28 protein-coding genes are annotated in these 24,881 nt (G+C 40.7%); 16 read left to right on the forward strand and 12 right to left on the reverse strand.

Annotated features, from left to right (window positions below):
* Positions 1–18 precede the first annotated feature (18 nt).
* Positions 19–1,686: a ribonuclease J1 gene (rnjA, locus tag MHI33_RS08455; protein WP_003212511.1), complete on the reverse strand. Its 1,668-nt coding sequence runs from the start codon at positions 1,684–1,686 to the stop codon at positions 19–21.
* Positions 1,687–1,691: 5 nt separating this feature from the next.
* Positions 1,692–1,901 carry a DNA-dependent RNA polymerase subunit epsilon gene (locus MHI33_RS08460; protein WP_003211882.1) on the reverse strand — a complete coding sequence of 70 codons (210 nt, stop codon included), beginning with the start codon at positions 1,899–1,901 and terminating at the stop codon, positions 1,692–1,694.
* Positions 1,902–2,296: 395 nt separating this feature from the next.
* Between MHI33_RS08460 and MHI33_RS08465 the strand changes: the two genes are divergently transcribed.
* Positions 2,297–3,076, forward strand: a complete 780-nt coding sequence (locus MHI33_RS08465) for a Cof-type HAD-IIB family hydrolase (RefSeq protein ID WP_065097206.1) — start codon at positions 2,297–2,299, stop codon at positions 3,074–3,076.
* Positions 3,077–3,318: 242 nt separating this feature from the next.
* Here MHI33_RS08465 and def read toward each other — a convergent pair whose 3' ends face one another.
* Both def and MHI33_RS08475 read right to left on the reverse strand, forming a co-directional pair.
* On the reverse strand, positions 3,319–3,876 hold the full coding sequence (gene def / locus MHI33_RS08470; protein WP_065097207.1) for a peptide deformylase: 558 nt from the start codon (positions 3,874–3,876) through the stop codon (positions 3,319–3,321).
* Between the two features lie 112 nt (positions 3,877–3,988).
* Positions 3,989–4,177 carry a YjcZ family sporulation protein gene (locus tag MHI33_RS08475; protein WP_106067392.1) on the reverse strand — a complete coding sequence of 63 codons (189 nt, stop codon included), beginning with the start codon at positions 4,175–4,177 and terminating at the stop codon, positions 3,989–3,991.
* Between the two features lie 234 nt (positions 4,178–4,411).
* Here MHI33_RS08475 and MHI33_RS08480 point away from each other — a divergent pair, with 234 nt between their 5' ends.
* From MHI33_RS08480 to lpdA, 5 genes are all read left to right on the forward strand, one after another.
* Positions 4,412–5,080 carry a YkyA family protein gene (locus MHI33_RS08480; RefSeq protein ID WP_340910636.1) on the forward strand — a complete coding sequence of 223 codons (669 nt, stop codon included), beginning with the start codon at positions 4,412–4,414 and terminating at the stop codon, positions 5,078–5,080.
* Positions 5,081–5,490: 410 nt separating this feature from the next.
* Positions 5,491–6,606, forward strand: coding sequence for a pyruvate dehydrogenase (acetyl-transferring) E1 component subunit alpha (gene pdhA, locus MHI33_RS08485; protein WP_044142026.1), 1,116 nt, complete (start codon positions 5,491–5,493; stop codon positions 6,604–6,606).
* Positions 6,607–6,609: 3 nt separating this feature from the next.
* Positions 6,610–7,587 carry a pyruvate dehydrogenase complex E1 component subunit beta gene (pdhB, locus tag MHI33_RS08490; RefSeq protein WP_340910638.1) on the forward strand — a complete coding sequence of 326 codons (978 nt, stop codon included), beginning with the start codon at positions 6,610–6,612 and terminating at the stop codon, positions 7,585–7,587.
* Positions 7,588–7,694: 107 nt separating this feature from the next.
* Positions 7,695–9,035, forward strand: coding sequence for a dihydrolipoamide acetyltransferase family protein (locus MHI33_RS08495; RefSeq protein ID WP_003211261.1), 1,341 nt, complete (start codon positions 7,695–7,697; stop codon positions 9,033–9,035).
* A gap of 4 nt (positions 9,036–9,039) precedes the next feature.
* Positions 9,040–10,452, forward strand: a complete 1,413-nt coding sequence (gene lpdA / locus MHI33_RS08500; RefSeq protein ID WP_003211097.1) for a dihydrolipoyl dehydrogenase — start codon at positions 9,040–9,042, stop codon at positions 10,450–10,452.
* Between the two features lie 117 nt (positions 10,453–10,569).
* Here lpdA and MHI33_RS08505 read toward each other — a convergent pair whose 3' ends face one another.
* On the reverse strand, positions 10,570–10,950 hold the full coding sequence (locus tag MHI33_RS08505) for a hypothetical protein (protein WP_223250645.1): 381 nt from the start codon (positions 10,948–10,950) through the stop codon (positions 10,570–10,572).
* A 316-nt stretch (positions 10,951–11,266) separates the two neighbouring features.
* Between MHI33_RS08505 and MHI33_RS08510 the strand changes: the two genes are divergently transcribed.
* A complete protein-coding gene (locus MHI33_RS08510; RefSeq protein WP_003212464.1) occupies positions 11,267–11,386 on the forward strand; it encodes a GapA-binding peptide SR1P in 120 nt (39 codons plus the stop codon).
* A gap of 43 nt (positions 11,387–11,429) precedes the next feature.
* On the opposite strand, the gene MHI33_RS08515 is transcribed toward MHI33_RS08510, so the two are convergent.
* Positions 11,430–12,902 (reverse strand): aminotransferase class I/II-fold pyridoxal phosphate-dependent enzyme, encoded by a 1,473-nt coding sequence (locus MHI33_RS08515; RefSeq protein ID WP_340910640.1) that lies wholly within the window; start codon positions 12,900–12,902, stop codon positions 11,430–11,432.
* 190 nt (positions 12,903–13,092) lie between these two features.
* Between MHI33_RS08515 and MHI33_RS08520 the strand changes: the two genes are divergently transcribed.
* Complete coding sequence (locus MHI33_RS08520) at positions 13,093–13,362, forward strand: UPF0223 family protein (RefSeq protein WP_050945118.1); 270 nt, start codon at positions 13,093–13,095, stop codon at positions 13,360–13,362.
* A gap of 30 nt (positions 13,363–13,392) precedes the next feature.
* On the opposite strand, the gene MHI33_RS08525 is transcribed toward MHI33_RS08520, so the two are convergent.
* The gene (locus MHI33_RS08525; RefSeq protein WP_003211740.1) at positions 13,393–14,028 is read right to left on the reverse strand and encodes a DUF1054 domain-containing protein; all 636 of its coding nucleotides are present in this window, start codon (positions 14,026–14,028) and stop codon (positions 13,393–13,395) included.
* Between the two features lie 288 nt (positions 14,029–14,316).
* Here MHI33_RS08525 and MHI33_RS08530 point away from each other — a divergent pair, with 288 nt between their 5' ends.
* Both MHI33_RS08530 and MHI33_RS08535 read left to right on the forward strand, forming a co-directional pair.
* Complete coding sequence (locus tag MHI33_RS08530; RefSeq protein WP_003211901.1) at positions 14,317–14,505, forward strand: hypothetical protein; 189 nt, start codon at positions 14,317–14,319, stop codon at positions 14,503–14,505.
* 133 nt (positions 14,506–14,638) lie between these two features.
* Positions 14,639–15,445, forward strand: coding sequence for an inositol monophosphatase family protein (locus tag MHI33_RS08535; RefSeq protein ID WP_340910643.1), 807 nt, complete (start codon positions 14,639–14,641; stop codon positions 15,443–15,445).
* Between the two features lie 157 nt (positions 15,446–15,602).
* On the opposite strand, the gene MHI33_RS08540 is transcribed toward MHI33_RS08535, so the two are convergent.
* The gene (locus MHI33_RS08540) at positions 15,603–16,238 is read right to left on the reverse strand and encodes a hypothetical protein (RefSeq protein ID WP_044142020.1); all 636 of its coding nucleotides are present in this window, start codon (positions 16,236–16,238) and stop codon (positions 15,603–15,605) included.
* 275 nt (positions 16,239–16,513) lie between these two features.
* Positions 16,514–16,693, reverse strand: coding sequence for a DUF5325 family protein (locus tag MHI33_RS08545; protein ID WP_003211596.1), 180 nt, complete (start codon positions 16,691–16,693; stop codon positions 16,514–16,516).
* A 113-nt stretch (positions 16,694–16,806) separates the two neighbouring features.
* On the opposite strand from MHI33_RS08545, the gene typA reads away from it, so the two are divergent.
* Together typA and MHI33_RS08555 are read left to right on the forward strand one after the other, a co-directional pair.
* Positions 16,807–18,645: a translational GTPase TypA gene (typA, locus tag MHI33_RS08550; protein ID WP_044142019.1), complete on the forward strand. Its 1,839-nt coding sequence runs from the start codon at positions 16,807–16,809 to the stop codon at positions 18,643–18,645.
* A gap of 96 nt (positions 18,646–18,741) precedes the next feature.
* On the forward strand, positions 18,742–19,023 hold the full coding sequence (locus MHI33_RS08555; protein ID WP_044142104.1) for a YlaH-like family protein: 282 nt from the start codon (positions 18,742–18,744) through the stop codon (positions 19,021–19,023).
* A 32-nt stretch (positions 19,024–19,055) separates the two neighbouring features.
* Here MHI33_RS08555 and MHI33_RS08560 read toward each other — a convergent pair whose 3' ends face one another.
* Both MHI33_RS08560 and MHI33_RS08565 read right to left on the reverse strand, forming a co-directional pair.
* Positions 19,056–19,286 carry a YlaI family protein gene (locus MHI33_RS08560; protein WP_003210787.1) on the reverse strand — a complete coding sequence of 77 codons (231 nt, stop codon included), beginning with the start codon at positions 19,284–19,286 and terminating at the stop codon, positions 19,056–19,058.
* A 101-nt stretch (positions 19,287–19,387) separates the two neighbouring features.
* Entirely contained in the window at positions 19,388–20,005 is a 618-nt protein-coding gene (locus MHI33_RS08565; RefSeq protein ID WP_044142018.1) for a YhcN/YlaJ family sporulation lipoprotein, read from the reverse strand.
* Positions 20,006–20,145: 140 nt separating this feature from the next.
* Between MHI33_RS08565 and MHI33_RS08570 the strand changes: the two genes are divergently transcribed.
* Complete coding sequence (locus tag MHI33_RS08570) at positions 20,146–21,468, forward strand: PhoH family protein (RefSeq protein WP_044142017.1); 1,323 nt, start codon at positions 20,146–20,148, stop codon at positions 21,466–21,468.
* Positions 21,469–21,485: 17 nt separating this feature from the next.
* On the opposite strand, the gene MHI33_RS08575 is transcribed toward MHI33_RS08570, so the two are convergent.
* Positions 21,486–21,968 (reverse strand): hypothetical protein, encoded by a 483-nt coding sequence (locus MHI33_RS08575; RefSeq protein WP_044142016.1) that lies wholly within the window; start codon positions 21,966–21,968, stop codon positions 21,486–21,488.
* Between the two features lie 120 nt (positions 21,969–22,088).
* Here MHI33_RS08575 and glsA point away from each other — a divergent pair, with 120 nt between their 5' ends.
* The 3 genes from glsA (at position 22,089) to ftsW (ending at position 24,844) form a co-directional block, all read left to right on the forward strand.
* Positions 22,089–23,018, forward strand: a complete 930-nt coding sequence (gene glsA, locus MHI33_RS08580; RefSeq protein WP_003211229.1) for a glutaminase A — start codon at positions 22,089–22,091, stop codon at positions 23,016–23,018.
* 122 nt (positions 23,019–23,140) lie between these two features.
* Complete coding sequence (locus MHI33_RS08585; protein ID WP_034318078.1) at positions 23,141–23,422, forward strand: YlaN family protein; 282 nt, start codon at positions 23,141–23,143, stop codon at positions 23,420–23,422.
* Between the two features lie 210 nt (positions 23,423–23,632).
* Positions 23,633–24,844, forward strand: a complete 1,212-nt coding sequence (ftsW, locus tag MHI33_RS08590; protein ID WP_044142014.1) for a putative lipid II flippase FtsW — start codon at positions 23,633–23,635, stop codon at positions 24,842–24,844.
* Positions 24,845–24,881 lie beyond the last annotated feature (37 nt).

Below are 24,881 nucleotides of genomic sequence, written 5' to 3' on the forward strand. Positions count from 1 at the left end.
TCGTGTCTCTTTTTGTGATTACACTTCCATAATAATCGGTAAGATCATTGGGCGGCGTCTTGTTTTTTCGTAAAGGAAAGGTGCAAGTGTGTCCGTAATTTCGTTCTTAATTTCCGACCACTGAGTTGTCTTGCGTTCCATTACTTTTTCAAGATGCTTTGAAATGAGATCTTGTGCGTCGTTGATGAGATCTCCAGATTCTCTCATGTAGACAAAGCCTCTTGAGATGAGATCAGGACCAGCAGAGATTTTGAATTCTTTCATGTCCATGCTGACGACCACAATGACAAGACCTTCTTCTGAAAGAATGCGGCGGTCTCTTAAGACGATATTCCCGATATCGCCAATTCCGCTTCCGTCGATATACACGTTACCTGATGGAATTTTGCCAGCGACACTTGCTTCGTCACCTTTTAGTGCAAGTACTTCACCGTTATCCATGATAAAGCAGTTTTCCTCAGGAATTCCGCAATCATTCGCAAGTTTAATATGCGTTTTTTGCATGCGGTATTCGCCGTGAATCGGCATAAAGAATTTTGGTTTAATTAAACGGAGCATCAGCTTTTGTTCTTCTTGTCCGCCGTGACCAGATGTATGAATATTATTAAGTGAGCCATGAATGACCTCAGCGCCAGCACGGTAAAGCTGGTTAATGGTACGGCTTACGCTAATATTGTTACCCGGAATTGGTGAAGATGAGAAGACAACAGTGTCACCAGGATTAATCGAAATCTGGCGGTGAGTGCCGTTTGCAATACGAGAAAGAGCAGCCATCGGCTCACCTTGGCTCCCAGTACAAAGAATCGTCACTTTGTTTGCTGGTAGACGGTTGATTTCATTATGTTCAATGAACGTGTTTTTTGGACATTTAATGTAGCCAAGATCTTGTCCAATATCAATGGCAGACTCCATACTTCGTCCAAACACCGCAACTTTTCGGCCGTTGGCAACAGCGGACTCGATCACTTGCTGAAGTCTGTGAATGTTTGAAGCAAACGTAGCAAAGATGATACGTCCGTCGACTTTTCTAAAGATGTCATCAATGCTTTCGCCTACGCGTCTTTCAGACATCGTAAATTCTGGAATTTCACTGTTTGTACTATCGGATAAAAGACATAGAACGCCTTCTTTCCCGATTTCAGCCATTTTTGTTAAGTTGGCAGGTTCGCCAACAGGCGTAAAGTCAAACTTGAAATCACCTGTATGTACGATGTTACCAGGAGGTGTCTTCACGACAATTCCATAAGAATCTGGAATACTGTGTGTAGTTCTAAAGAAAGACACAGCTGTTTTTCTAAATTTAATGGTATCTTCTTCTTCATAAATGTGAAGTTTTGTTTGTCTCAAGAGACCGTGCTCTTCCAATTTATTACGAAGTAGGCCGATTGCGAGTTTGCCGCCGTAAACTGGAATATTCACTTGCTTGAGAAGGTAAGGTATACCGCCGATGTGGTCTTCATGTCCGTGAGTGATGAAAAGACCTTTGATTTTATCTTCGTTTTTAACTAAGTACGTATAGTCAGGGATGACGTAGTCAATTCCAAGAAGCTCATCTTCAGGGAACTTAATACCAGCATCAATTAAAATGATTTCATCTTGAAATTGAACGCCATACGTGTTTTTACCGATCTCGCCTAAACCGCCGAGCGCAAAAACTGCCGCCTGATCGTTTTTTACAAATTTCATTCCTCTCATAGCTCCAATACTTTAAAATTTTCACTTTCTCGTTCATAGTCTAAAAAAGCACCGTCTACAGGCTGAATGAATTCAATGTTGTAGCTATGTTTTTTCAACTTATCGCGTACGTCTCTTTCAGAAACCGCTTCAACGTATAGTGAATCTGTGTGTTCTCTTACAGGTACCTCAGTAGTACTTGCCTGAAAAAATACCTTATATATCATCCAAATCTCTCCTTAAATACCGTATGTTACACTCGCTATTTCTATTATATTAAAAAAACGCGCATAAGAAAAGTCTCTGAGAAAAAAGGACCTTCAGCAAATGTGCGGAAGATCCTTTTAAGCGATCGATTTTTTACGAAGCATGTCCTTCCATTGTCTTCTAATTTTCTTGCGCAGACGACGAAGCATCGCAGGTCGCCTCCTTTCGAATTGAAGTTAGATTAGACCTTGTATTCCGTTCTCTCTTTATACTTGTATTATATGACGTTTCCATTGAATGTTACATGGTTATATGTGGGAAATGGGCGTTTTCATAGGAAGTGGTTTCGAAAGCAGAAATCTTTCTGTATGATAAAAGGGAGTGGGTATACATAACAAGAGACAGGAGACGGGATATGAATAAAAAAGTCATCTTCTTTGATATCGACGGTACTTTATATGATCATGATAAAAAAATACCTGAATCAACAAAGCGAGCGGTTCGTTTATTAAAAGAAAAAGGCCATCATCTCTTCATTGCATCTGGGCGTTCGCCTTTTTTAATTAAGCCTATTTTAGAGGAATTGGGGCTTGACTCCTTTATAGCTTATAACGGTCAGTATGTCATGTATGAGGGAGAAGTCATTTACGGCAATCCGCTTAAACTGGAGCTAATGGAGCAAATTTATGAAACGGCGGATCGTCATGATCATCCGCTTGTTTTCATGGGGGAAAAAACGATGAAGGCTTCTGTGCCAAATCATCCGTTTATCCATGAGGGGATTGGGACTTTAAAAACAGAGCATCCTGAACATGATTTGTCTTACTTTAAAGAAAATGAGATTTTTCAAATGCTGTTATTCTGTAAGGCAGAAGAGGAAATCCAATACGAGGCGTTCCGCGAAGAAATTGATCTTGTCAGATGGCACGAGCTGTCAACAGATGTCTTGCCAAAAGGCGGATCGAAGGCTGAGGGAATCAAACGAGTTATCGAAAGACTGCCTTACGAGCAAAAGGATACCGTTGCCTTTGGAGACGGTCTGAACGATCGAGAGATGATTTCGTTTGCTGGTATAGGCGTCGCCATGGGAAATGCTGTGAATGAACTAAAAGATTTGGCTGATTTTGTGACAAAGCCGGTGGATGAAGACGGCATATTCCATGCAGTGACTCATTTAGGCTTGATTGAAGAATAAAAAAAGAAGACCCTTAGGTGATTGGGTCTTCTCAGCGTGTAGACAAACACTCGCATTCGTTGTCAGGTCTGCGCGCTGGTGCTCACGAATGTTAAATTCGCTCCGCGCCAGTACTCGCCCTTCCTAGACTGCAAAGGTTTTCTATCACGCTGAAAAGAAGACAAAGTGCTAAAATAAACATCATTTTAGCACTTTGTCAACAATCTAAGAAGACCCTTAGGTTATTGGGTCTTCTTTTTATTTTATGATCTGCCGATCGCAACAGAGTTGTCAGGCTCAGCGAATGGCTGATCCTTTTGAATATGATCATAAAACATAATGCCGTTTAAATGGTCGATTTCATGCTGAAACACAATGGCCGGAAACCCTTTTAGGCGAATATCAATGTCTTCTCCTTCAAGCGTTGTGGCCTTCACCCTGATCTTTTGATATCGAGGGACAAATCCAGGAATGGCTTCATCAACAGATAAGCAGCCTTCACCAGTAGTTAAATAAGCTCTTTTGACGGAATGACTGACAATGCGCGGGTTGAAAAGGGCATAGCTGTATTCCTCTCCATCTTCATCCTCACAGTGAACAGCGATCATTCGCTTACTGACATTAATTTGCGGAGCCGCGAGTCCAACGCCGGGTCTGAGTCCATACGTTTCAGCTATGTCAGCATCCTGACTATTTTTAACGAATTCAATCATGTCAGCTAATTGCTGTTTTTCCTCTTCTGTCGGCGGGAGCTCGACCGCTTCAGCTGTTTGTCTTAAGACGGGATGTCCGTCCCGTACGATATCTTCCATGGTAATCACAAATCTTCACTCCTATTTCCTTTGTATGTAAAGTATATAAAATGATACACAACATATGCAATGAAATAAAGAAGACCGGTCCTATGAGACCGGTCAGAGGCTTAAACAGCCATTAGCAGCAGCCGCCACCGCCGCCTAAGAATGCTGCGCCAACGATGATTAATAGGATGAAAAGGACAACGATTAAAGCGAATGTCCGTCCACCGCCGTATCCGTATCCACCGCCATAACTTGGGTAACAACAGCCACCGCCATATCCACCACCGTGTCCATACCCGTAACCGCCGTATCCACCATACATACTTCCATGACTATAATTAGACATACTTTTGACCTCCTTTGGAAATACACTCGGCCTCTCATAAGTGAAGGCGAAGCGTGTAATATAAACTATGTATGAATGCACTATTTGTATAGTCATGCGCCTATCACTTGAAAAAAATCTTCTTGAGCTCATCAGAATGACCTCTTTCCTTGTCACAAACGCCTATAAAAATTATAGTGGTATGTGGAGATGTAAAGGGGGAACCTTGTGATGAAACAAATAAGAAGAAGCATGAAAGCAGGTGCTGCTTTAGCGGGGATATGTACCCTTTTGCTGGCGGGATGCGGAGGTCAAAGTTCATTTCATGACATGCAAGATGCGATGACGAAAATGAGCGAAAAAGAAGCATCCTTTGAAAAAGAGCAAGGCACACTGCAAAGCTATGAGAAAAAAGAGCAGCAGCTCTATAAAAAAATGATTCAAACCACAAAGGATCACACTAAAACAGTGACAAGCCTTTCTGATCAGGCGTTAGCATCTGCAGCGAAACGAGAAGAACATTTGAAAACAGAAAAAGACAGCATGGATGAATCGAAAAAAGAATTGAAAACGGTCAAGAAATCTGCGGGACGTATACAAGATACAGATTTAAAAGAAAAAGCAGATGAAACGGTCAAATCGCTTGAGAAAAGATATGCGTCGTATGACCAGCTTTACAAGGAGTATCAAAAGGCGTTGAAACAAGATCAGCATTTATATCAAACTTTAAAGAAAAAGGACTTAGGATATAAAGAGCTAAAGTCCAAGCTGAAGACGGTGAACCGTTCTTATAGCAAAGTCAGAAAAGAAGGTAAAAAGTTCAATCAATATACAAAGCAATTGAATGAGCATAAACAGGTTTTGTCTAAAGTGGCAGATCAAGAGTCCAAAAAGAGCTGAAAAAACAGCTCTTTTTTTATTTTTCGACAAAAACAAACATTTTCTATTGTAGTACAGTAGTACACACTATACTAGTACAGTTCGATGTGTTTGTTAAACAGATTGATACAGCTCACCATAAAAAGTAAAGCGAATACATTTATTTAAATAAAGCCGTTAAATCAATTGACGGACTATTTTTCTTGTTGTAAACTAGTCCTTGTTAACAGAAGTTGTATTAGTTATTTGTGAACTATCGTTAATACAGTTAGAAGAACTCAAAAACGAGCGATCATCTTATGTTTCGACAACGATCCTAGTGGCTATTAAAAGCAGGAGTCATATGTGTATTTTGGGTTATCCTATATCTGTATGTATAAATGGATTCACGACAAATTGACTGTTAAAAGAAAGGAAGAGGTGACTTTAGAATGGCTGCAAAAACAAAAAAAGCAATTGTTGATAGCAAAAAGCAATTTGATGCCATCAAAAAGCAGTTTGAAACGTTTCAAATTTTAAACGAAAAAGGCGAAGTCGTAAACGAAGCGGCAATGCCAGATCTCTCAGATGACCAATTAAAAGAATTAATGCGCCGTATGGTGTTTACACGAGTATTAGATCAACGTTCAATTTCATTGAACCGTCAAGGACGTCTTGGCTTCTATGCGCCAACAGCTGGACAAGAGGCTTCTCAGCTTGCAACTCACTTTGCACTTGAGAAAGAAGATTTCATTCTTCCAGGATATCGTGATGTACCACAATTAATCTGGCATGGCCTGCCACTAACAAAAGCATTCTTGTTCTCTCGAGGACATTTTGTTGGTAACCAAATGCCTGAAGGTGTGAATGTACTTTCTCCACAAATCATTATCGGTGCACAAATCATTCAAGCTGCTGGTGTAGCTCTTGGTTTGAAAAAACGCGGTAAAAAAGCTGTTGCAATCACTTACACAGGTGATGGCGGAGCTTCACAAGGTGATTTCTACGAAGGTATTAACTTTGCAGGGGCTTACAAAGCGCCAGCGATTTTTGTTGTCCAAAACAACAGATATGCGATCTCTACACCTGTTGAAAAGCAATCTGCTGCGCAAACGATTGCACAAAAAGCAGCTGCAGCTGGTATCGTAGGCGTACAAGTTGACGGTATGGATGCATTAGCTGTATATGCAGTGACTGCTGAAGCTCGTGAGCGTGCTATAAATGGTGAAGGTCCAACATTAATCGAAACTCTTACATTCCGTTACGGCCCACATACAATGGCTGGTGACGATCCAACAAGATATCGTACAAAAGAAGATGAAAACGAGTGGGAGCAAAAAGATCCATTGGTACGCTACCGCAAATTCTTGGAAAACAAAGGCCTATGGTCTGAAGAAGAAGAGAATAAAGTCATCGAAGATGCAAAAGAACAAATCAAACAAGCAATCAAAGAAGCTGACGAACAGCCTAAGCAAAAAGTCACTGACTTGATTGAAAACATGTATGAAGTAAAACCATTCAACTTAGTTGAACAGCTTGAAATTTACAAACAGAAGGAGTCGAAGTAAGCCATGGCGCAAATGACAATGATTCAAGCGATCACTGATGCGTTACGCACAGAACTGAAAAATGACGAAAACGTTCTCGTTTTCGGAGAAGACGTTGGTAAAAACGGCGGCGTATTCCGTGCGACTGAAGGATTGCAAAAAGAGTTTGGTGAGGATCGCGTATTCGATACTCCACTTGCTGAATCTGGTATTGGCGGTCTTGCAATTGGCCTTGGACTACAAGAATTCCGCCCAGTAATGGAAATTCAATTCTTCGGATTCGTTTACGAAGTATTAGATTCTGTTTCTGGACAAATGGCTCGTATGCGTTACCGTTCTGGCGGACGCTGGCATTCTCCAGTGACAATCCGTTCTCCATTTGGCGGGGGAGTTCACACACCTGAGCTTCACGCTGACAGCTTAGAAGGTCTTATCGCACAACAGCCTGGTATCAAGGTGGTCATTCCTTCAACACCTTACGATGCAAAAGGACTATTAATTTCTGCAATCCGCGACAATGATCCGGTTGTATTCCTTGAGCATATGAAACTTTACCGCTCTTTCCGTCAGGAAGTTCCTGAAGAAGAGTACACAATTGAAATCGGTAAAGCTGACGTGAAACGTGAAGGTTCTGACCTTTCAATCATCACTTACGGTGCAATGGTTCACGAATCACTTAAAGCTGCTGAAGAGCTTGAAAAAGAAGGCGTTTCTGCTGAAGTGATCGACCTTCGTACAGTAAGCCCGCTTGATATTGAAACAATCATCGCTTCTGTTGAAAAAACAGGTCGTGCGATCGTTGTTCAAGAAGCACAAAAACAAGCTGGTATTGCTGCAAACGTAGTAGCTGAAATCAATGACAGAGCAATCCTTAGCCTAGAAGCACCAGTACTTCGTGTAGCTGCACCTGATACTGTATTTGCTTTCTCTCAAGCTGAGACTGTATGGCTTCCAAACCATAAAGACGTGCTTGAAACAGCTAAGAAAGTTATTGAATTTTAATTAAATGACTGAGGGGAAAAGAATTTATTTCTCTTCCCCTTTATCAATTAAAAGACCGTGTAAACATACACAACAAGGATTCAACAAAATCTAGGAGGCGAAAAACAGTGGCATTTGAATTTAAACTTCCGGACATCGGAGAAGGTATCCACGAAGGTGAGATCGTTAAGTGGTTTGTAAAACCAAACGACGAAATTAATGAAGATGACGTTTTAGCAGAGGTACAAAACGATAAAGCAGTTGTAGAAATTCCTTCACCTGTTAAAGGAAAAGTATTAGAATTAAAAGTTGAAGAGGGAACAGTTGCAACTGTAGGACAAACAATCATTACGTTTGATGCACCTGGTTACGAAAATCTTCAATTTAAAGGCAGCGAAGAAGAAGGCGAAGCAAAAACTGAAGCTCAAGTCCAAGGTACTGCTGAAGCTGGTAACGAGCCAGAGAAGAAAGAAGTGGCACAAGAAGAAGCGGCAGCAGCAACTGGTGCAGGCGCACAAGAGCAAGTAGATGCTGATCCAAACAAACGCGTAATTGCTATGCCATCTGTACGTAAATATGCTCGTGAAAAAGGCATTGAAATTTACAAAGTTGCAGGTTCTGGTAAAAACGGTCGTGTGTTAAAAGAAGATATCGACAGCTTCGTTAATGGTGGTTCTGCAGCTCAAGAAGCAGCACCTCAAGCAGCTGAAAGTGCGAAAGAAGAAGCAGCTCCTAAAGCGGCAGCAGCTCCAGTTCTTGAAGGGGAATTCCCAGAAACTCGCGAGAAAATGAGCGGAATCCGCAAAGCGATCGCGAAAGCAATGGTGAACTCTAAGCATACAGCTCCTCACGTAACATTAATGGATGAAGTTGATGTAACGAACCTTGTTGCACATCGTAAACAATTCAAACAAGTTGCAGCTGATCAAGGAATCAAGTTAACTTACTTGCCTTACGTTGTAAAAGCTCTTACTTCTGCTTTGAAAAAGTACCCAGTACTTAACACTTCTATCGATGATAAAACAGATGAAGTTGTTCAAAAGCATTACTACAACATCGGAATTGCAGCTGATACTGAAAAAGGCCTGCTCGTTCCAGTTGTGAAAAATGCAGATCGCAAAGCAATTTTCGAAGTGTCTAACGAAATCAACGAGCTTGCAACAAAAGCACGTGATGGTAAATTGGCTCCAGCTGAAATGAAAGGTGCATCTTGCACAATCACAAACATCGGTTCTGCTGGTGGACAATGGTTTACTCCAGTCATCAACCACCCAGAAGTAGCGATCCTTGGTATTGGCCGTATCGCTGAAAAAGCGGTTGTTCGTGATGGCGAAATCGTTGCAGCTCCAGTCTTAGCTCTTTCCCTAAGCTTTGACCACCGTATGATCGACGGAGCTACTGCGCAAAATGCCCTTAACCACATCAAGCGTTTATTGAATGATCCACAATTAATTTTAATGGAGGCGTAATGTCATGGTAGTAGGAGATTTCCCAATCGAAACAGATACTCTTGTCATCGGTGCAGGTCCTGGTGGATATGTAGCTGCTATTCGTGCTGCACAGCTTGGACAAAAAGTAACAATTGTTGAAAAAGGAACTCTTGGCGGTGTATGTCTAAACGTTGGTTGTATTCCTTCCAAAGCATTAATCAATGCTGGCCATCGTTTCGAAAATGCTAAGCATTCTGAAGACATGGGTATCAAAGCTGAAAACGTAACAGTTGATTTCACAAAAGTTCAAGAGTGGAAAGCTTCTGTTGTAAACAAATTAACAGGTGGAGTTCAAGGTCTTCTTAAAGGAAATAAAGTAGACATCGTTAAAGGTGAAGCTTATTTCGTAGATAGCAACTCTGTACGTGTAATGGATGAAAATTCAGCACAGACTTACACTTTTAAAAATGCAATTCTTGCAACTGGATCTCGTCCAATTGAATTGCCTACTTTTAAATACACAGACCGCGTGATCAACTCAACTGGTGCTTTAGCGCTTAAAGAAGTACCTAAGAAGTTAGTTGTTATCGGTGGTGGATATATCGGTACTGAGCTTGGTACTGCTTATGCAAACTTTGGAACAGAAGTTGTCATCCTTGAAGGTGGAGACGAAATCCTTCCAGGTTTCGAAAAGCAAATGAGCTCATTGGTTAAACGTAACCTGAAGAAAAAAGGAAACGTTGAAATCCATACAAACGCTCTTGCTAAAGGCGTTGAAGAAAAATCTGATGGTGTCACTGTTACTTTCGAAGTAAAAGGTGAAGAAAAAACAGTTGATGCTGATTACGTACTTGTTACAGTTGGTCGTCGTCCAAACACAGATGAGCTTGGTCTTGAGCAAGTTGGTGTTGAATTGACTGACCGCGGAGTTGTCAAAACAGACAAACAATGCCGTACAAGCGTATCTAACATCTATGCAATTGGTGACATCGTTGATGGACCACCACTTGCACACAAAGCTTCTTACGAAGGTAAAATTGCAGCTGAAGCAATCGCTGGAGAGCCAGCTGAAATTGATTACCTTGGTATTCCTGCTGTTGTATTCTCTGAGCCAGAACTTGCAACTGTTGGATACACTGAAGCAGAAGCAAAAGAAGAAGGAATCGACATCGTTGCAGCGAAATTCCCATTCGCAGCAAACGGACGTGCACTTTCTCTTGACGCAACTGATGGCTTCATGAAGATGATCACTCGTAAAGAGGATGGTCTTGTGATTGGTGCACAAATCGCAGGTGTTGGCGCTTCTGATATGATTTCAGAGCTTAGCCTTGCAATCGAAGCTGGAGTGACTGCTGAAGATATCGCAATGACAATTCACGCTCACCCAACTTTAGGTGAAATTACAATGGAAACGGCTGAAGTAGCAATTGGAAGCCCAATCCATATCGTAAAATAATGAACTTATTAAAACCCTCTCCATCAAGGAGAGGGTTTTTTTGAGCGCTGCATGAGAAAGACCCCTCATGAAATGAGGGGCTTTTTCATATGGATATATAAGTGCAAGGTGAAGCCATTAATTTGTATTCACGCGGTCTAAAGCGTGGCATAAAGGCGATAAAATATCCTCTTTGCTGCTGACATTTCCTTCAACCTTCACAATGACTTTTTCATTATTTACAAGTAAAATAGCCGGTAATTCGTCTACTTCATTTTTCCAGCCTTTACGATCTTCTTTCACAATCATCTTTGACATTTCCTTCGGGTATTCATTCTTTAAATCGAGGACTGCATCATAATAAGGACTTTCTTTATCGAGATTTTCTGCATCTGTAAAAAAGAGAATTCTTGGTTTTTGAATATGACTGACTTGGTCTGTCTGATTCGGTATGATATACGCAAATGAGCATGAACTAAGTACAAAGAGCATGGGGAATATAATGAGAAGTGTCCTCATAAAATTCAATCTATTCACCTCAAAATCCTTTGGGGTTGTCCCAACATTTTTAGGAGCTGGTTACCTGTTAGTCACTCTAGTGTATCATGTCCTTTTTGACAATTTTCGATTGTTACTCAATTGTTACAGAATTGATATGAAGCAAAATACAATTGAAACGTTCTCTCAATATGATGAGAAAATAGCATATATTCATAAAAAATAATTAAATGTGTCATACAGTTAACCGTTGACAACTTAAATGTGACATCATATTATAGAAGTATGAAATAGATTAAACGCTTTCAAATATTGAATGAAGAAAAGGGGAATGTACGTGGGTACAATTATTTGTCAAGATTGCAATGAGACCATTGATCAATTTGAAAATGAAAAAGTGACAACACTATACGGAACGTGTGGTCACTGTCATTGCTGTGATGAAGCCTCTGAATAAATAAAAAAGCATGCAGCTCCATTTGGGGCTGCATGTTTCTTTTTTATAAAATTGCTTTCTGTTCTTTAATCACGCGGATCATTTCTAGCGTTGAATCTTCTGGTCCTTGGACAGGGAGACCAATTTCAATGTTTTTAAAGATATAGGAGATATTTTCTTCTGTGATAATCTCTCCTGGTATAAAAATAGGTATGCCTGGCGGGTACACCATGACAAACTCTGCGATGATGCGGCCAGCTGCTTCTTTTAACGGAACCACTTCAGTTGTGGAGTAAAAGGCATCACGCGGCGTCATGGCAAGCGATGGAATCTCAGGCAGCAGTACTTCTGTTACCGGTTGTGTGCCGCTCTCACTTGTAGAGGTTGCGGCAATGTCTTTCATAGCCGTTATAAGCGTATCGATTGTTTCATCAGAATCACCAGGGGTCACAATACATAAAATGTTGTAAAGGTCAGAAAGCTCCACTTCAATCCGGTAGCTTTCTCTCAACCATTTTTCGACATCATGGCCATTGAGGCCAAGGTCTTTAATTGAAATAATTAATTTCGTTGGATCATAATCATACGTAGAAGCTGAACTGAGTATTTCCTTGCCAATACACGTAATGCCATCAATTTGATTCAAACGGTTTCTCGCTGATTCAGCTAAACGGATGGCTTCATCTGCTAGTGCCTTTCCTTCAGTGGCTAATCGCTTTCGAGCGACATCAAGTGACGCCAAGAGCAAATAAGAAGTAGACGTTGTTGTCAGCATGCTCAAAATCGATTGCACGCGATCTTTTGAGATAAGCCCTTCCTTCATATTTAAAATAGAGCTTTGGGTCAGGGAACCGCCGAGTTTGTGGACACTTGTTGCTGCCATGTCGGCACCTGCCTGCATGGCAGATAGCGGGAGCTTATCGTGAAAATGAATATGCACGCCGTGTGCTTCATCGACAAGGACAGGCACATGAAATGAATGGGCAATGTCTACAATCGATTTTAAGTCTGCTGAAACGCCAAAATACGTCGGATTAATCACAAGCAGACCTTTTGCATCTGGGTGCTCCGTGAGTGCCTTTTTCGCTGATTCTGGTGTAATGCCGTGAGAGATGCCAAGCTCTTTGTCTATTTCTGGATGAATAAAAACAGGAACTGCGCCAGAAAATACAATCGCGGACATAATCGATTTATGGACGTTACGCGGAACGATGATTTTATCCCCAGGTCCGCATACGGTCATCACCATTGTCATGATGGCGCCGCTTGTTCCTTGAATACAGAAAAACGTATGGTCAGCACCGAAGGCTTCAGCAGCTAAATCTTGTGCTTCTTTTATCATTCCTCGAGGTGAGTGTAAATCATCGAGAGGTTCTATATTAATGAGATCAATGCTTAGTGCATTGTCGCCAATGAATGCTCTAAATTCAGGGTCCATTCCGGCTCCTTTTTTATGGCCAGGAATGTGAAATTGAACTGGATTGGTTGCTGCGTGTTTTTTTAGTCCAGTGTATAAGGGTGTATCATGTTGTGACAATTGCTTTCCCACCTTCATCGAAATACCTGCTATTATTGTGCCAATAACGACAGATTTCATTGCATAAAACAAAAGAATTATATTATGAACTGATCGGAATGTAAAGCATAAAATCAATCAGTTTCTGATCGAACAGATGCTATAATAAAAGTTCAAATAAGAAATGAGTGTTAAAGTGAGGGACAAGTAAATGGAATATCAATATCCTATGGACGTCGACTGGACAACAGAGGAAAAAATTGCGGTTATTTCGTTTTTTCAAGCTGTTGAAAAAGCCTATGAAAAAGGAATAGCGAAACAGGAGTTATTAGATACTTATAAACGCTTTAAAGAGATTGTGCCATCAAAAGCAGAAGAAAAGACGCATTGTGCAGCGTTTGAAAAGGAAAGCGGGTATTCTCCTTATCGTACAGTGAAAACGGCAAGAGAGGCAGAAGAGTCCGCCATTATACGTATGTAAGAAAAAACGAGCCTAGATGGGCTCGTTTTTTTATACAGATTGTTTTTGTGTAAAGCGGTATAGATAAGTCAACGTGCGGAAGGCATCTTCGATTTTTGATAAAAATTCTTCATTATTCATTTGAACGACTTCTTCTCTAGGCAACTGAATGCCGCAAAGGAGCTCGGCTTTTTTCACCGTTTGGACACGTTCAAACAGCGTTTTCAACTGTTCTGCATCGAGCTCGCTGTGACGCATGACATCTGGTTTCATATGATCTTTAGACCAAACAAAATCTTGCGGTATTTTCTTCTGAATGGTGTCTAGTTCTTTTTCAAATAGCTGACCATATTCGCCTTTCACAGGAGATTCATAAATAAGAGCAAACCATACAAAGACATGTGTTTTCCAAAGCCCAATTTGAAAATGAGGGAGTTTTTTATACCCACGCTTGCTGTTTGCAAAAGCAACCCACGTATCATTTGGCGGATTGACTGATCTTCTAGCATGCTTTGCGACGTGTACAAACATTTCGTCTCCTGTAATAGAAGAAAGAAGTGGTGCAAAGTGTTCACCAAGTGCCTCAAGCTTTGGACGGACTCTTTCTTTTAATACGACCATTCGTTCATCTAAACCGTCAACTGTAAATGTCTCAAAATCTTCATCTCTAAAACGCATTTCACTCATATTATGCCTCCTGTATTCTTTCGCTGATCATATTTTATCATAGCTTGGGTTAAGCTCAAAAAAAGATGCACCGTCGGATCAAAGATTGTAGAGGAAGTAGGGCAGCGTTTAAAAACAACGATTTTGTGGTACATAACAAATAGGTAAAAACACAATTTTCAGAATGTCGTTGCGGTTATGCGATCGCTTCATACGATATAAGCAAGAACCAATTCTCTTATCGATTGAATTTTTTATCAATGAAAACTGACAAGGAATGAATCATTCTCTGGAAGGGGCGTTGACCAAATGAAGCAAATCGTGAAGCAGGGGTATAGACAGGAGAAGAAGAATCGCATCGCTGTGTGGAGATTAGAGGTGGACTATGAGCTTTCTACGCTTCATGAAGCCATCGAGCAAAAAGATGACATCCAAATCGAACGCAGCAAACGAAAGCTTGAGCGCCTAAGAAAAGAATGGGAGCAGCTTAAAGGGTAAAACAAGGTGAGGTAAAAACGAACCAATTCATCGGTTCGTTTTTGTATGAAGCTGCTTTTTTCTTGCTTTTACGCACATAATATCAGTATGCTATTACAAATAGGTATTACATAGAAAAGAGGTTTACAGTCTGATGACAAACTGGGTGGAAATTGACCGTCTTGCAAAGCTTTGGGTAAAAGAAGCAGGAAGCCGTATTAAAGCATCCATGCAGGAAGGTCTATCAATTGAAACAAAATCAAATCCAAATGATCTTGTCACAAATATCGATAAAGAAACAGAACGTTTTTTCATTAAAAAGATACAATCGACATTTTCAAATCATCATATTTTAGGTGAAGAGGGACAAGGGGAAGAGGTGACCTCACTTGATGGGGTCGTGTGGATCATTGATCCAATCGATGGCACAATGAACTTTGTCCATCAAAAACGCAACTTTGCCATTTCAATCGGGATATTTGAAAATGGCATTGGGAAAATCGGTCTTATTTATGACGTTATTCATGACGAGCTTTACCATGCGGTCAAAGGAGAAGGGGCTTATATGAATGATACCCTGCTTCCGCCATTAAAAGATGTAGCGATTGAAAAAGCCATTGTCGGCATTAACCCGACCTGGGCGATCGAAAGCCCTTATTTTGATGCTAAACCGTTTGCCCGCCTTGTGCGTGATGTGAGAGGGACGAGAACGATTGGATCAGCTGCCCTTGAGCTCGCTTATATCGCAAGCGGCAGAAGTGACGCATACGTCACGTTAAGGCTTGCGCCGTGGGATTATGCAGCGGGCTGCGTACTGCTTGATGAAGTAGGGGCAGTCTACTCAAATATACACGGAGAACGCCTAACGTTTCTAGACAAAAACAGTATCGTCGCCGGAAATCGATCCGTTTGTGAAAAAATCTTACACGATTACATAAAAGGCAGTGGAAATAAAAAATAAACCAAATCACTTCATGAGAATGAAGTGATTTGGTTTATTTGATGAAACTTTTTAATGAAGCACAACTGGCTATCGATATGAAAAAGCCAGATGATCCTTCTTTATTGGCTGAAATAAAAAACCCCCATCTGGGCGATCCAGATGGGGGTTTTCGAGCTTAGCTTAATTTTTCTTTAGCAATTTGAATTGCATCATAGACCGATTTTAATTGCTCTTGAGGAATTTTCTTCAGCATTTGGTTGAAAACAAGTAATTCAGTAGAGCTGAATCCAATACCTTTTGCGATTTTTGAATCAATGACAACATTACCTTTTTTGTCTAAAACAAGTGCATCACCAGCAAGATCAGCAATTCTGATCACTGATTTCAACAGCTTTTCAAATTTAGCTGCTTCTTCTTTTGTAAGACCAAGTTCAACAGCTTTCGCTGCATCAAAAACCAATTTTCCTTTTTCGTTTTTAGTGATGCTTTCACTGAAAACGATTGTCAGAACAGCTGCGCGATCTAAGAATTTCTCAGCAGTCGCCGCTTCTTCTTCAGTTAGTCCGAGCTCAACAGCTTTTTTCACATCAAATGTGTAGTTGTTGTCTTCCTCAACAAATGAGTTGATGAGAATGTTGATGACACGCTCGTTTTTCTCCAATAATTCTTTAATGACTTGCTGCTGCTCGAAAGGAATCCCTTTGAAAGTTGCAGCGCTTGCTTGCCCAGGAGCTACTGTTGTGAAAGTAAGAATAATAGCTAAAGCGAAAAATACAACAGAGCTGAGCGATTTGCTCAAAATCTTCTTCATGCTTCTTTTCTCTCCCTTTTCTGTTAAATTTTGTTGCAAGAACAGCATACCATGAGAAAGTTTGTGGAAGAATAGGAAAAATGTAACTTTGTGTTTGATTTTGGAGGACTATAAAAGTTCTTGTCGAAAAATGAAGAGGTTCAGATTGCTTATATTTGCCAAGTCTACATGCTATTTCCAGTCTGATTACTCGGGTTTTCATAGGTGGTTGGTCTTGTTTTTACTCGAAATAAAAAGCCTTCTACATGTAGAATGTAAAAGGCTTTTGAGAAATTTTATGATTGGACGTTTAATTTTCTTTTTAATGTAAATCCTGTACCCATGAAAATCATGGCAAACACAATACTTAGACAAATACCCAGCACGTTTTTTTCTGCAAGAGTTACCCCAATAAACGCCATACTGACAACCGCAAGTAATGCACATAATAATAGAAGCCATTTGATTTGTTTCATTTTTCTCCATCCCTTTTTTTAGAGTTAATATAAGTTTACAGAAAAACGATCGGCATTTAAAGGGGATTGTGATATAATATGAAAGTTATCTAATTATTTTAGGAGATGAAAATGTGAAACTTCGAAAAGATCTTCGCAACATCGCAATTATTGCCCACGTTGACCATGGTAAAACGACGCTTGTTGACCAATTGCTCCATCAAGCTGGTACTTTCCGTGCGAATGAAAATATCGCTGAGAGAGCCATGGATTCAAATGATTTAGAGCGAGAGCGCGGTATTACGATTTTAGCTAAAAATACTGCGATCCATTATAAAGATACACGCATTAATATTTTAGATACACCAGGACACGCCGATTTCGGTGGTGAGGTTGAGCGTATCATGAAAATGGTAGATGGTGTACTTCTCGTTGTGGATGCTTATGAAGGCTGTATGCCTCAAACACGCTTTGTGCTGAAAAAAGCACTTGAGCAAAACTTAACACCAATCGTTGTTGTCAACAAAATTGACCGTGACTTTGCTCGCCCGGCTGAAGTAGTCGATGAAGTAATTGACTTGTTCATTGAATTGGATGCAACAGAAGAACAGCTTGAATTCCCAGTTGTCTATGCATCAGCAATCAATGGTACAGCAAGTAACGATGCGAGCAAGCAAGATGAAAACATGGAATCTTTGTTTGAAGCCATTGTTAACCATATCCCTTGCCCAGTTGATAACCATGAAGAGCCGCTTCAATTCCAAGTGGCACTACTTGATTACAATGATTATGTTGGGAGAATTGGGATCGGCCGTGTATTCAGAGGAACAATGCAAGTAGGACAGCAAGTAGCCTTAATGAAAGTTGACGGCAGTGTGAAACAATTCCGTGTGACGAAGATTTTTGGTTTCCAAGGGTTAAAACGAGTGGAAATCAACGAAGCGAAAGCAGGAGATCTTGTTGCTGTTTCTGGAATGGAAGACATCAACGTAGGTGAAACGGTTTGTCCTGTTGAACACCAAGAGGCTTTGCCAATCCTTCGTATTGATGAACCAACACTTCAGATGACGTTTGTTGTGAACAACAGCCCATTTGCAGGCCGTGAAGGGAAATACGTAACATCACGTAAAATTGAAGAGCGCTTAGAGCAGCAGCTTCAAACAGACGTTAGTCTTCGTGTTGATCCAACTGATTCACCTGATGCGTGGGTTGTATCTGGACGCGGAGAGCTTCACTTATCCATTCTTATTGAGAATATGAGACGTGAAGGATTTGAATTACAAGTATCGAAGCCAGAAGTTATTGTAAAAGAAGTTGACGGTGTTCGATGTGAGCCTGTTGAACGCGTTCAAATTGATGTACCAGAAGAGCACACTGGCTCTATCATGGAATCAATGGGCGCACGAAAAGGTGAAATGATTGACATGATCAATAATGGGAATGGTCAAGTTCGCCTGATCTTTACAGTGCCTTCACGTGGTTTAATCGGATATACAACTGAATTTCTTTCATTAACTCGTGGTTTTGGTATTTTGAACCATACGTTTGACAGCTACCAGCCAATGCAATCTGGTCAAGTCGGCGGACGCCGTCAAGGAGTACTTGTTTCAATGGAAACAGGTAAAGCGACTGCTTACGGAATCCAAGGCGTTGAAGAGCGCGGTGTGATCTTCGTTGAGCCGGGTGTCGAAGTATACCAAGGAATGATTGTTGGTGAGCATAACCGTGAGAACGATCTTGTTGTCAACGTAAGCCGTATGAAACAACAAACAAACGTACGGTCAGCGACGAAAGATCAAACGGTGAGCATGAAAAAACCACGTATTATGTCACTTGAGGAATCTCTTGAGTACTTGAATGAAGACGAATACTGTGAGGTTACACCTGAATCAATTCGTTTAAGAAAGAAAATTTTAGATAAAAACGAACGTGAGAAATCAGCGAAGAAGAAAAAGCTAGCAGGATTATCTTAATTCCATGAAGAATTAAAGAGATAGAACCCTGAAAGATAAGGGGAGGTAATCTTTTTGAATGATCAGGAAGTAAGTGAAAATCTATCCTTTTTCGCGATGCTGTTTCGTGTCGATGAAAATCCGCAAACAGGGATGTGGCTCCTATATGGCACCATCCTTGTTTTAGCGATTATTGTTTTTAAGCTCGGCTTTGCTAGACGTTTACCGATTTTAAAAGCACTCGTGATTTACTTGTTTTTGATTTTTGGCTGCACGTTTCTCACATTTCTAGGAATTTTCCTGCCAGTAGCGGAAGGTCTAGTCGTGGCAGCTGTCATTTTGATTATTTATAAAATCAGGCTGCATCGTGCGAAAAAAGAAGGAACAGTGAATACGTAAAAAAAGACCTGAACTTGTGTCAGGTCTTTTTTTTATGTCTTTTGTTCTTTCTTTCCTTTTTTCTTCTTTTTCTCTTTTGTCGCAGGATCTTGATAAAGAGAGAATCTGCCAGTCTTGATGCGTGCTTCTGTCTTTACTTTAATACGTTCCTGACAGTCATCGCACATATATGTATGAATCGGTCGATTTCTTAACCGCTTAGCAACGAGTGTATCATCATCAATGGTTTCAAGCTTCTCACATATTGAGCACTTCACTCTCATCCTTTTCACCTCACTTATTGCATTTATTATAGCATGTTTTCCAGCTACTTAAAATCAGCGTAGAAAACGGCTTATATCACAGGAGATATAAGCCGTTCTCTTTATTTCTTCTGATTCATATGATGGTTTGATTGATCGTTTTGATGTTCGTCTAACTGCTTTTGATCATTTTGTTTGAGCTGATCATTCGGCTCATTTGTCGGATCTGTTTCGCGGCGATCAATTTCATTTCTCGGCATCTCTGGCATCACGCGGCCGACGATGGCGGCTAGTTCATCCATAATCCCACTGACAGGACGGCCTGCTTGTATTTCTTTGCCCATTTCTTTTAGCCGGCTGACTGTATCCGGATCAGCGACCACAACAGCATTCGCACCTTCTGGATCATTTTTCAGTGCTTTTGCAACTGAATATTTAATGTTTTCTACTTTGCTTCTATCTAAATCATCTTTTACATCAATACCAACAACAGCATAGCGGCCGATGACGATCGCCGTTGCATCATTGACATCTGCTACGTGCTCTGTCACTTTGACAAGATGCTGCGCAACATCTGTAGATGACCGGGCTTGATTGGTCTTTTTCTTCGTTGAGTCTGACACCCGTACTACGTGCTGGCGACCATCTTGCTTGTCTAGTGCCTCTCTCTTTTCCTGCTGCTGGCAAGCGCCCAACAGAATGATGGCTTGAATCATGAATAATGTTAAAAATAGTCGCATCTGTATTCCCTCCTTCACAAACTGCATGATTTATTTTATTGTTGAATTAACCTTCTAACTTTATTCATGAAAACATATATTTTAACAATCGTTTTGGGAAAGACAAGGATGAATGAAACCCCGATCAGGAGGCGAAGGACCTGAGTAAAATTTATGTATTAGACACAAATGTGTTATTACAGGATCCGAATTCAATCTTTTCATTTGAAGACAACGAGGTCGTCATACCAGCCGTTGTGTTAGAAGAAGTAGACTCAAAAAAGAGATATATGGACGAGGTTGGACAAAATGCCCGGCGCGTCTCACGCCTAATCGACGGTTTAAGATCGAAAGGGAAACTGCATGAAAAAATTACACTAGAGTCAAATGGGACGTTGCGCATTGAACTGAATCACCGCTCTTTTCATGAGCTTCAAGAAATTTTTATTGAAAAAACGAACGATAATCGAATTTTGGCAGTCGCGAAAAATTTAAGCTTAGAGGAAGAAACAAAGCCTCATGGCAGGCCTGTTATTTTGGTCAGCAAGGATGTGTTAGTGCGGGTAAAGGCAGATGCTATAGGGCTTCAAGCAGAAGACTTTTTAAGTGACCGTGTTTTGCAAAATGAAGACATCGATAATGGCTATCATGAGCTCTACATTCCGACTGAGCAATTGAATACATTTTATAAGCAAAATCAATTACCAATAAAAGAGGTCACAAGTGCACCATTCAACCCACATCAATTTGTCATCATGAAGGGAAATGAAGGCGGTTCTGCTTTAGGAATGCTTGATCAAAAGGCAGATCAAGTGAAACGTCTCGTTTATGATCAAGAGCATATTTGGGGAATCCGTCCAAAGAATGTCCAGCAGACGATGGCACTAGAGTTGCTTTTGCGCCGTGATATTCCGCTCGTGACACTGATTGGAAAAGCGGGGACTGGTAAAACATTGCTTGCACTTGCTGCCGGGTTAATGCAGACAGAGGACCTTGGTATGTTTAAAAAGTTGATCGTGGCGCGCTCCATCGTGCCTGTTGGGAAAGATATAGGATATTTGCCTGGAGAAAAGGAAGAAAAGCTCAGACCATGGATGCAGCCGATCTATGACAACCTAGAGTTTTTATTTAATACAAAAAAGCCGGGCGAGCTTGATGCGATTTTGGCGGGAATTGGATCTATTCAAGTCGAAGCATTGACATATATTCGGGGCAGAAGTATACCTGATCAATTTATTATCATTGATGAGGCGCAAAATTTAACTAAGCACGAGGTGAAAACATTATTAACGCGAGTCGGAGAGGGAAGTAAAATTGTGCTGATGGGAGATCCAGAGCAAATTGATCACCCTTATTTAGACAGCTTAAATAATGGGCTTACGTATGTGATTGAACGGTTCAAAGGGCAGCAAATATCTGGACATGTCAAGCTTGTCAAAGGAGAAAGGTCTGGACTTGCACAGCTTGCCGCTGATTTGCTATAGTCCAGACCCTCTGTTTCTTATGTAATGATGAGCTCTGTGACACCTTTTATCGGCTGAGTGAGGTTGGACTGATCCGCGAAATAGACGTGGATTGGTCCTTCTTCTGTGATTGGCTTACCATGTTGGCTGAAATGAGCAATGCTTTCCATTGCCTGAGAAAGCGGCACAGCAATTGTACCTGTTTCTGTGACAAATTCGCATGTATCCGCATGTTCAAGCGGCTCAGCATTTTTTAGCATATCGCCAAGCTTCATCCCGAAGCTACCTGTGACGAGTCTTTCCTTTTCGTACTTCTTCTCTGTTTTTAACGTGGGTGGAAGTGTTTGACCTTCTCTTATGACCCGCTCTTGGTCAAGCTCCTGATCTAGCTGCTTCTCTTCACTTGCTGCATTTTTTTCAAAGAATGAATCCATTAAAAATTTACGGTCATCAAAAATCCATACACTTGGATCAATGGTGATCTTGTACTGTACGTTCCCCTTGATTTGAATGATGCTCATGTTCAAGACAACCCCTTTCCAACATAAATTATAGAAGTTTTCTCCCGCTTTGTCACTTTCATAAACATGCTGCACATTGTACACACTAATCGTACATGAACGATAGGGAGTGTATGAGGCATGGCATGTCGCGACAATGAAGAGCTTCAGCGATTTGTAGAAGAAGCAAAAAAAGTGGCCAAAGATGGTCAAGTAGCATCCTATATTCCCGCTCTCGGCAAAGCGGATCAGACGGATTTATCTGTGGCTGTGTATCATGTGAGCAATACGTGCCACTCAGCTGGAGATGTAGATAAACGATTTACCCTTCAAAGCATTTCAAAAGTATTAGCACTGGCGCTTGTGCTCTCAGAAGAAGGGCCAAAAAAAGTCTTTCAATTTGTTGGACAAGAACCAACAGGTGACCCGTTTAATTCAATGATCAAACTGGAAACAGCGAGTCCGAATAAACCGCTGAATCCAATGATTAATGCAGGGGCGCTCGCAGTCACGAGTTTAATCAGAGGAGCGACTCCGCAAGATCAGCTGGGCCGGTTGCTTAGCTTCATTAGAGAGCTTGCAAATGACAAAAGCATTACATACTGCAAGGAAACAGCAGCCTCCGAATTTGAGACATCCATGATTAACCGGGCGATGTGCTATTATATGAAGCAATATCATATTATTAGAGGGAACGTAGAGGAAGTCATGGACGTCTATACGAAACAATGTGCCATCATGATGAACAGCTTGGATTTGGCGAAAATTGCTTGTGTTTTTTCATTAGACGGCAGACATCCAGAAACGGGGAAGCAAATTCTTTCGAAAGATGTCGCTAGAATTTGTAAAACCTTTATGGTGACGTGCGGCATGTACAATGCGAGCGGAGAATTTGCCATTAACATCGGAATTCCTGCAAAAAGCGGTGTCTCAGGCGGGATTATGGGAGCTGCACCATATGATTTTGGAATCGGTATCTTCGGTCCGGCTCTGGATGAAAAAGGGAATAGTATTGCTGGGATTAAGCTGCTTGAGCTGATGAGTGAAAAATACGAGATGAGTATCTTTTAATGAAGGAGGGCTTCTTTTTATTTTTACAAAGCGAACTGTACAAATCTGCTTGCAATTTTGGGCGTTTCGCTTTATGATAAATAGAAGAATTAGGTACTCGCCTGGGGAACGGAGGGATACTTTTGGCGTCAGAAATTTTAGTCGATCATCGGCAAAAAGCACTGTCTTTATTAAAATTGGATGCAGATAAAATTTTAAAATTGATCCAAGTGCAAATGGACAACTTAACGATGCCGCAATGTCCTCTTTATGAAGAGGTTTTAGATACTCAAATGTTCGGATTATCGAGAGAAATTGATTTTGCTGTCCGGCTTGGATTAGTTGATCAACATGAAGGTAAGAAACTACTCGATAAACTTGAGAGAGAGCTTTCCGCACTTCATGATGCGTTCACAAAAAAATAATGATTGAAAACTCAAACTTCCTTAACATAAGTTTGAGTTTTTTTGTCCTCTATTTTCTTTTCATTGTTTCATGTCAAACGGACTTGATTCTTTCATGAATGACGAACAATATAAAAGAGGTAAAACGAGATCAAACAGAGAAAATGTAGTAGAATAAAAACAGCTAAGAGGATATCAAGCAGTAGAAACAGACGTTAGGAAGAGGATTATATGTTAAAGAGAATGCTAAAATCGTATGACTACTCATTATTGTTCGCCATTATTTTAATTAGCGCATTCGGTTTGGTCATGGTGTATAGCTCAAGTATGATTACATCTGTGATTAGATACGATGCCGCGCCAGATAATTTTTTTAAGAAACAGCTTTTATTTATGATCGTTGGAGCGGTCATCTTGCTCTTTACGGCACTCGTTCCATATCAGCTGTTTTCAAATAAGAAATTTCAAATCGGTATGCTGCTGCTATCCGTTTTTTCCCTCATCTATGTGTACTTTGGCGGTCATATTGCAGGGAACGCAAGAAGCTGGATTAAAGTAGGCCCATTCAGTCTTCAGCCGGCGGAATTTGTGAAGATTGTCGTTATTATCTATCTTGCTGCTGTGTATGCAAAAAAGCAGCATTATATTGATCATATTTTACGAGGAGTCACACCTCCAATCGTGATTGTTTCGATCTTATGCGGATTTATCATTTTGCAGCCAGACTATGGGACAGCCTTTATCATTGGCATGATTGCTCTTGCGATGATTTTATGCTCAGGGTTTAGCGGAAAAACTCTTGCGAAGCTGCTGGCGTTATTTAGTGCCGTGATGGTCATCGTAACCCCATTTATTATTCTGTTCTGGGATAAAATATTCACGCAAAATCGCCTCGGGCGTTTTGAGAGTTTCCAAGATCCCTTTAAAGATGCAGGGGATACTGGACATCAATTGATTAATTCCTATTACGCCATTGGATCAGGCGGCTTTTTTGGACTGGGTCTAGGAGAAAGCGTTCAAAAGTACGGGTATCTTCCAGAGCCGCATACAGATTTTATCATGGCAATCATTTCAGAAGAGCTTGGCTTTTTCGGCGTGTTTTTTGTACTCGCTCTCCTTGGCTTCATCGTCGTGAAAGGTTTTTATATTGCAAGAAAGTGTGAAGATCCATTTGGAAGTTTGCTTGCAATAGGAATTTCCTCCATGATTGCGATCCAAACATGCATTAATTTAGGCGGTGTTTCTGGTCTGATTCCGATTACTGGGGTCACTCTTCCGTTTATTAGCTACGGGGGATCGTCCATCATTTTACTGAGCGGTTGTATGGGAATATTGCTGAATATCAGCATGTTTACTGAATATAAAGAGCGTTACAAAAAGAAAAAATCAATGAGCAAGCCATCAGTTCAAAAAAATGGATTGCAGAAAACTTTGAATCTTTAGAAAACAAAAGTGTACAGTTTTCATTTCTTCCTTTATT

Source organism: Bacillus sp. FSL K6-2971 (assembly GCF_038006405.1).
GTDB classification, from domain to species: domain Bacteria; phylum Bacillota; class Bacilli; order Bacillales; family Bacillaceae; genus Bacillus; species Bacillus pumilus.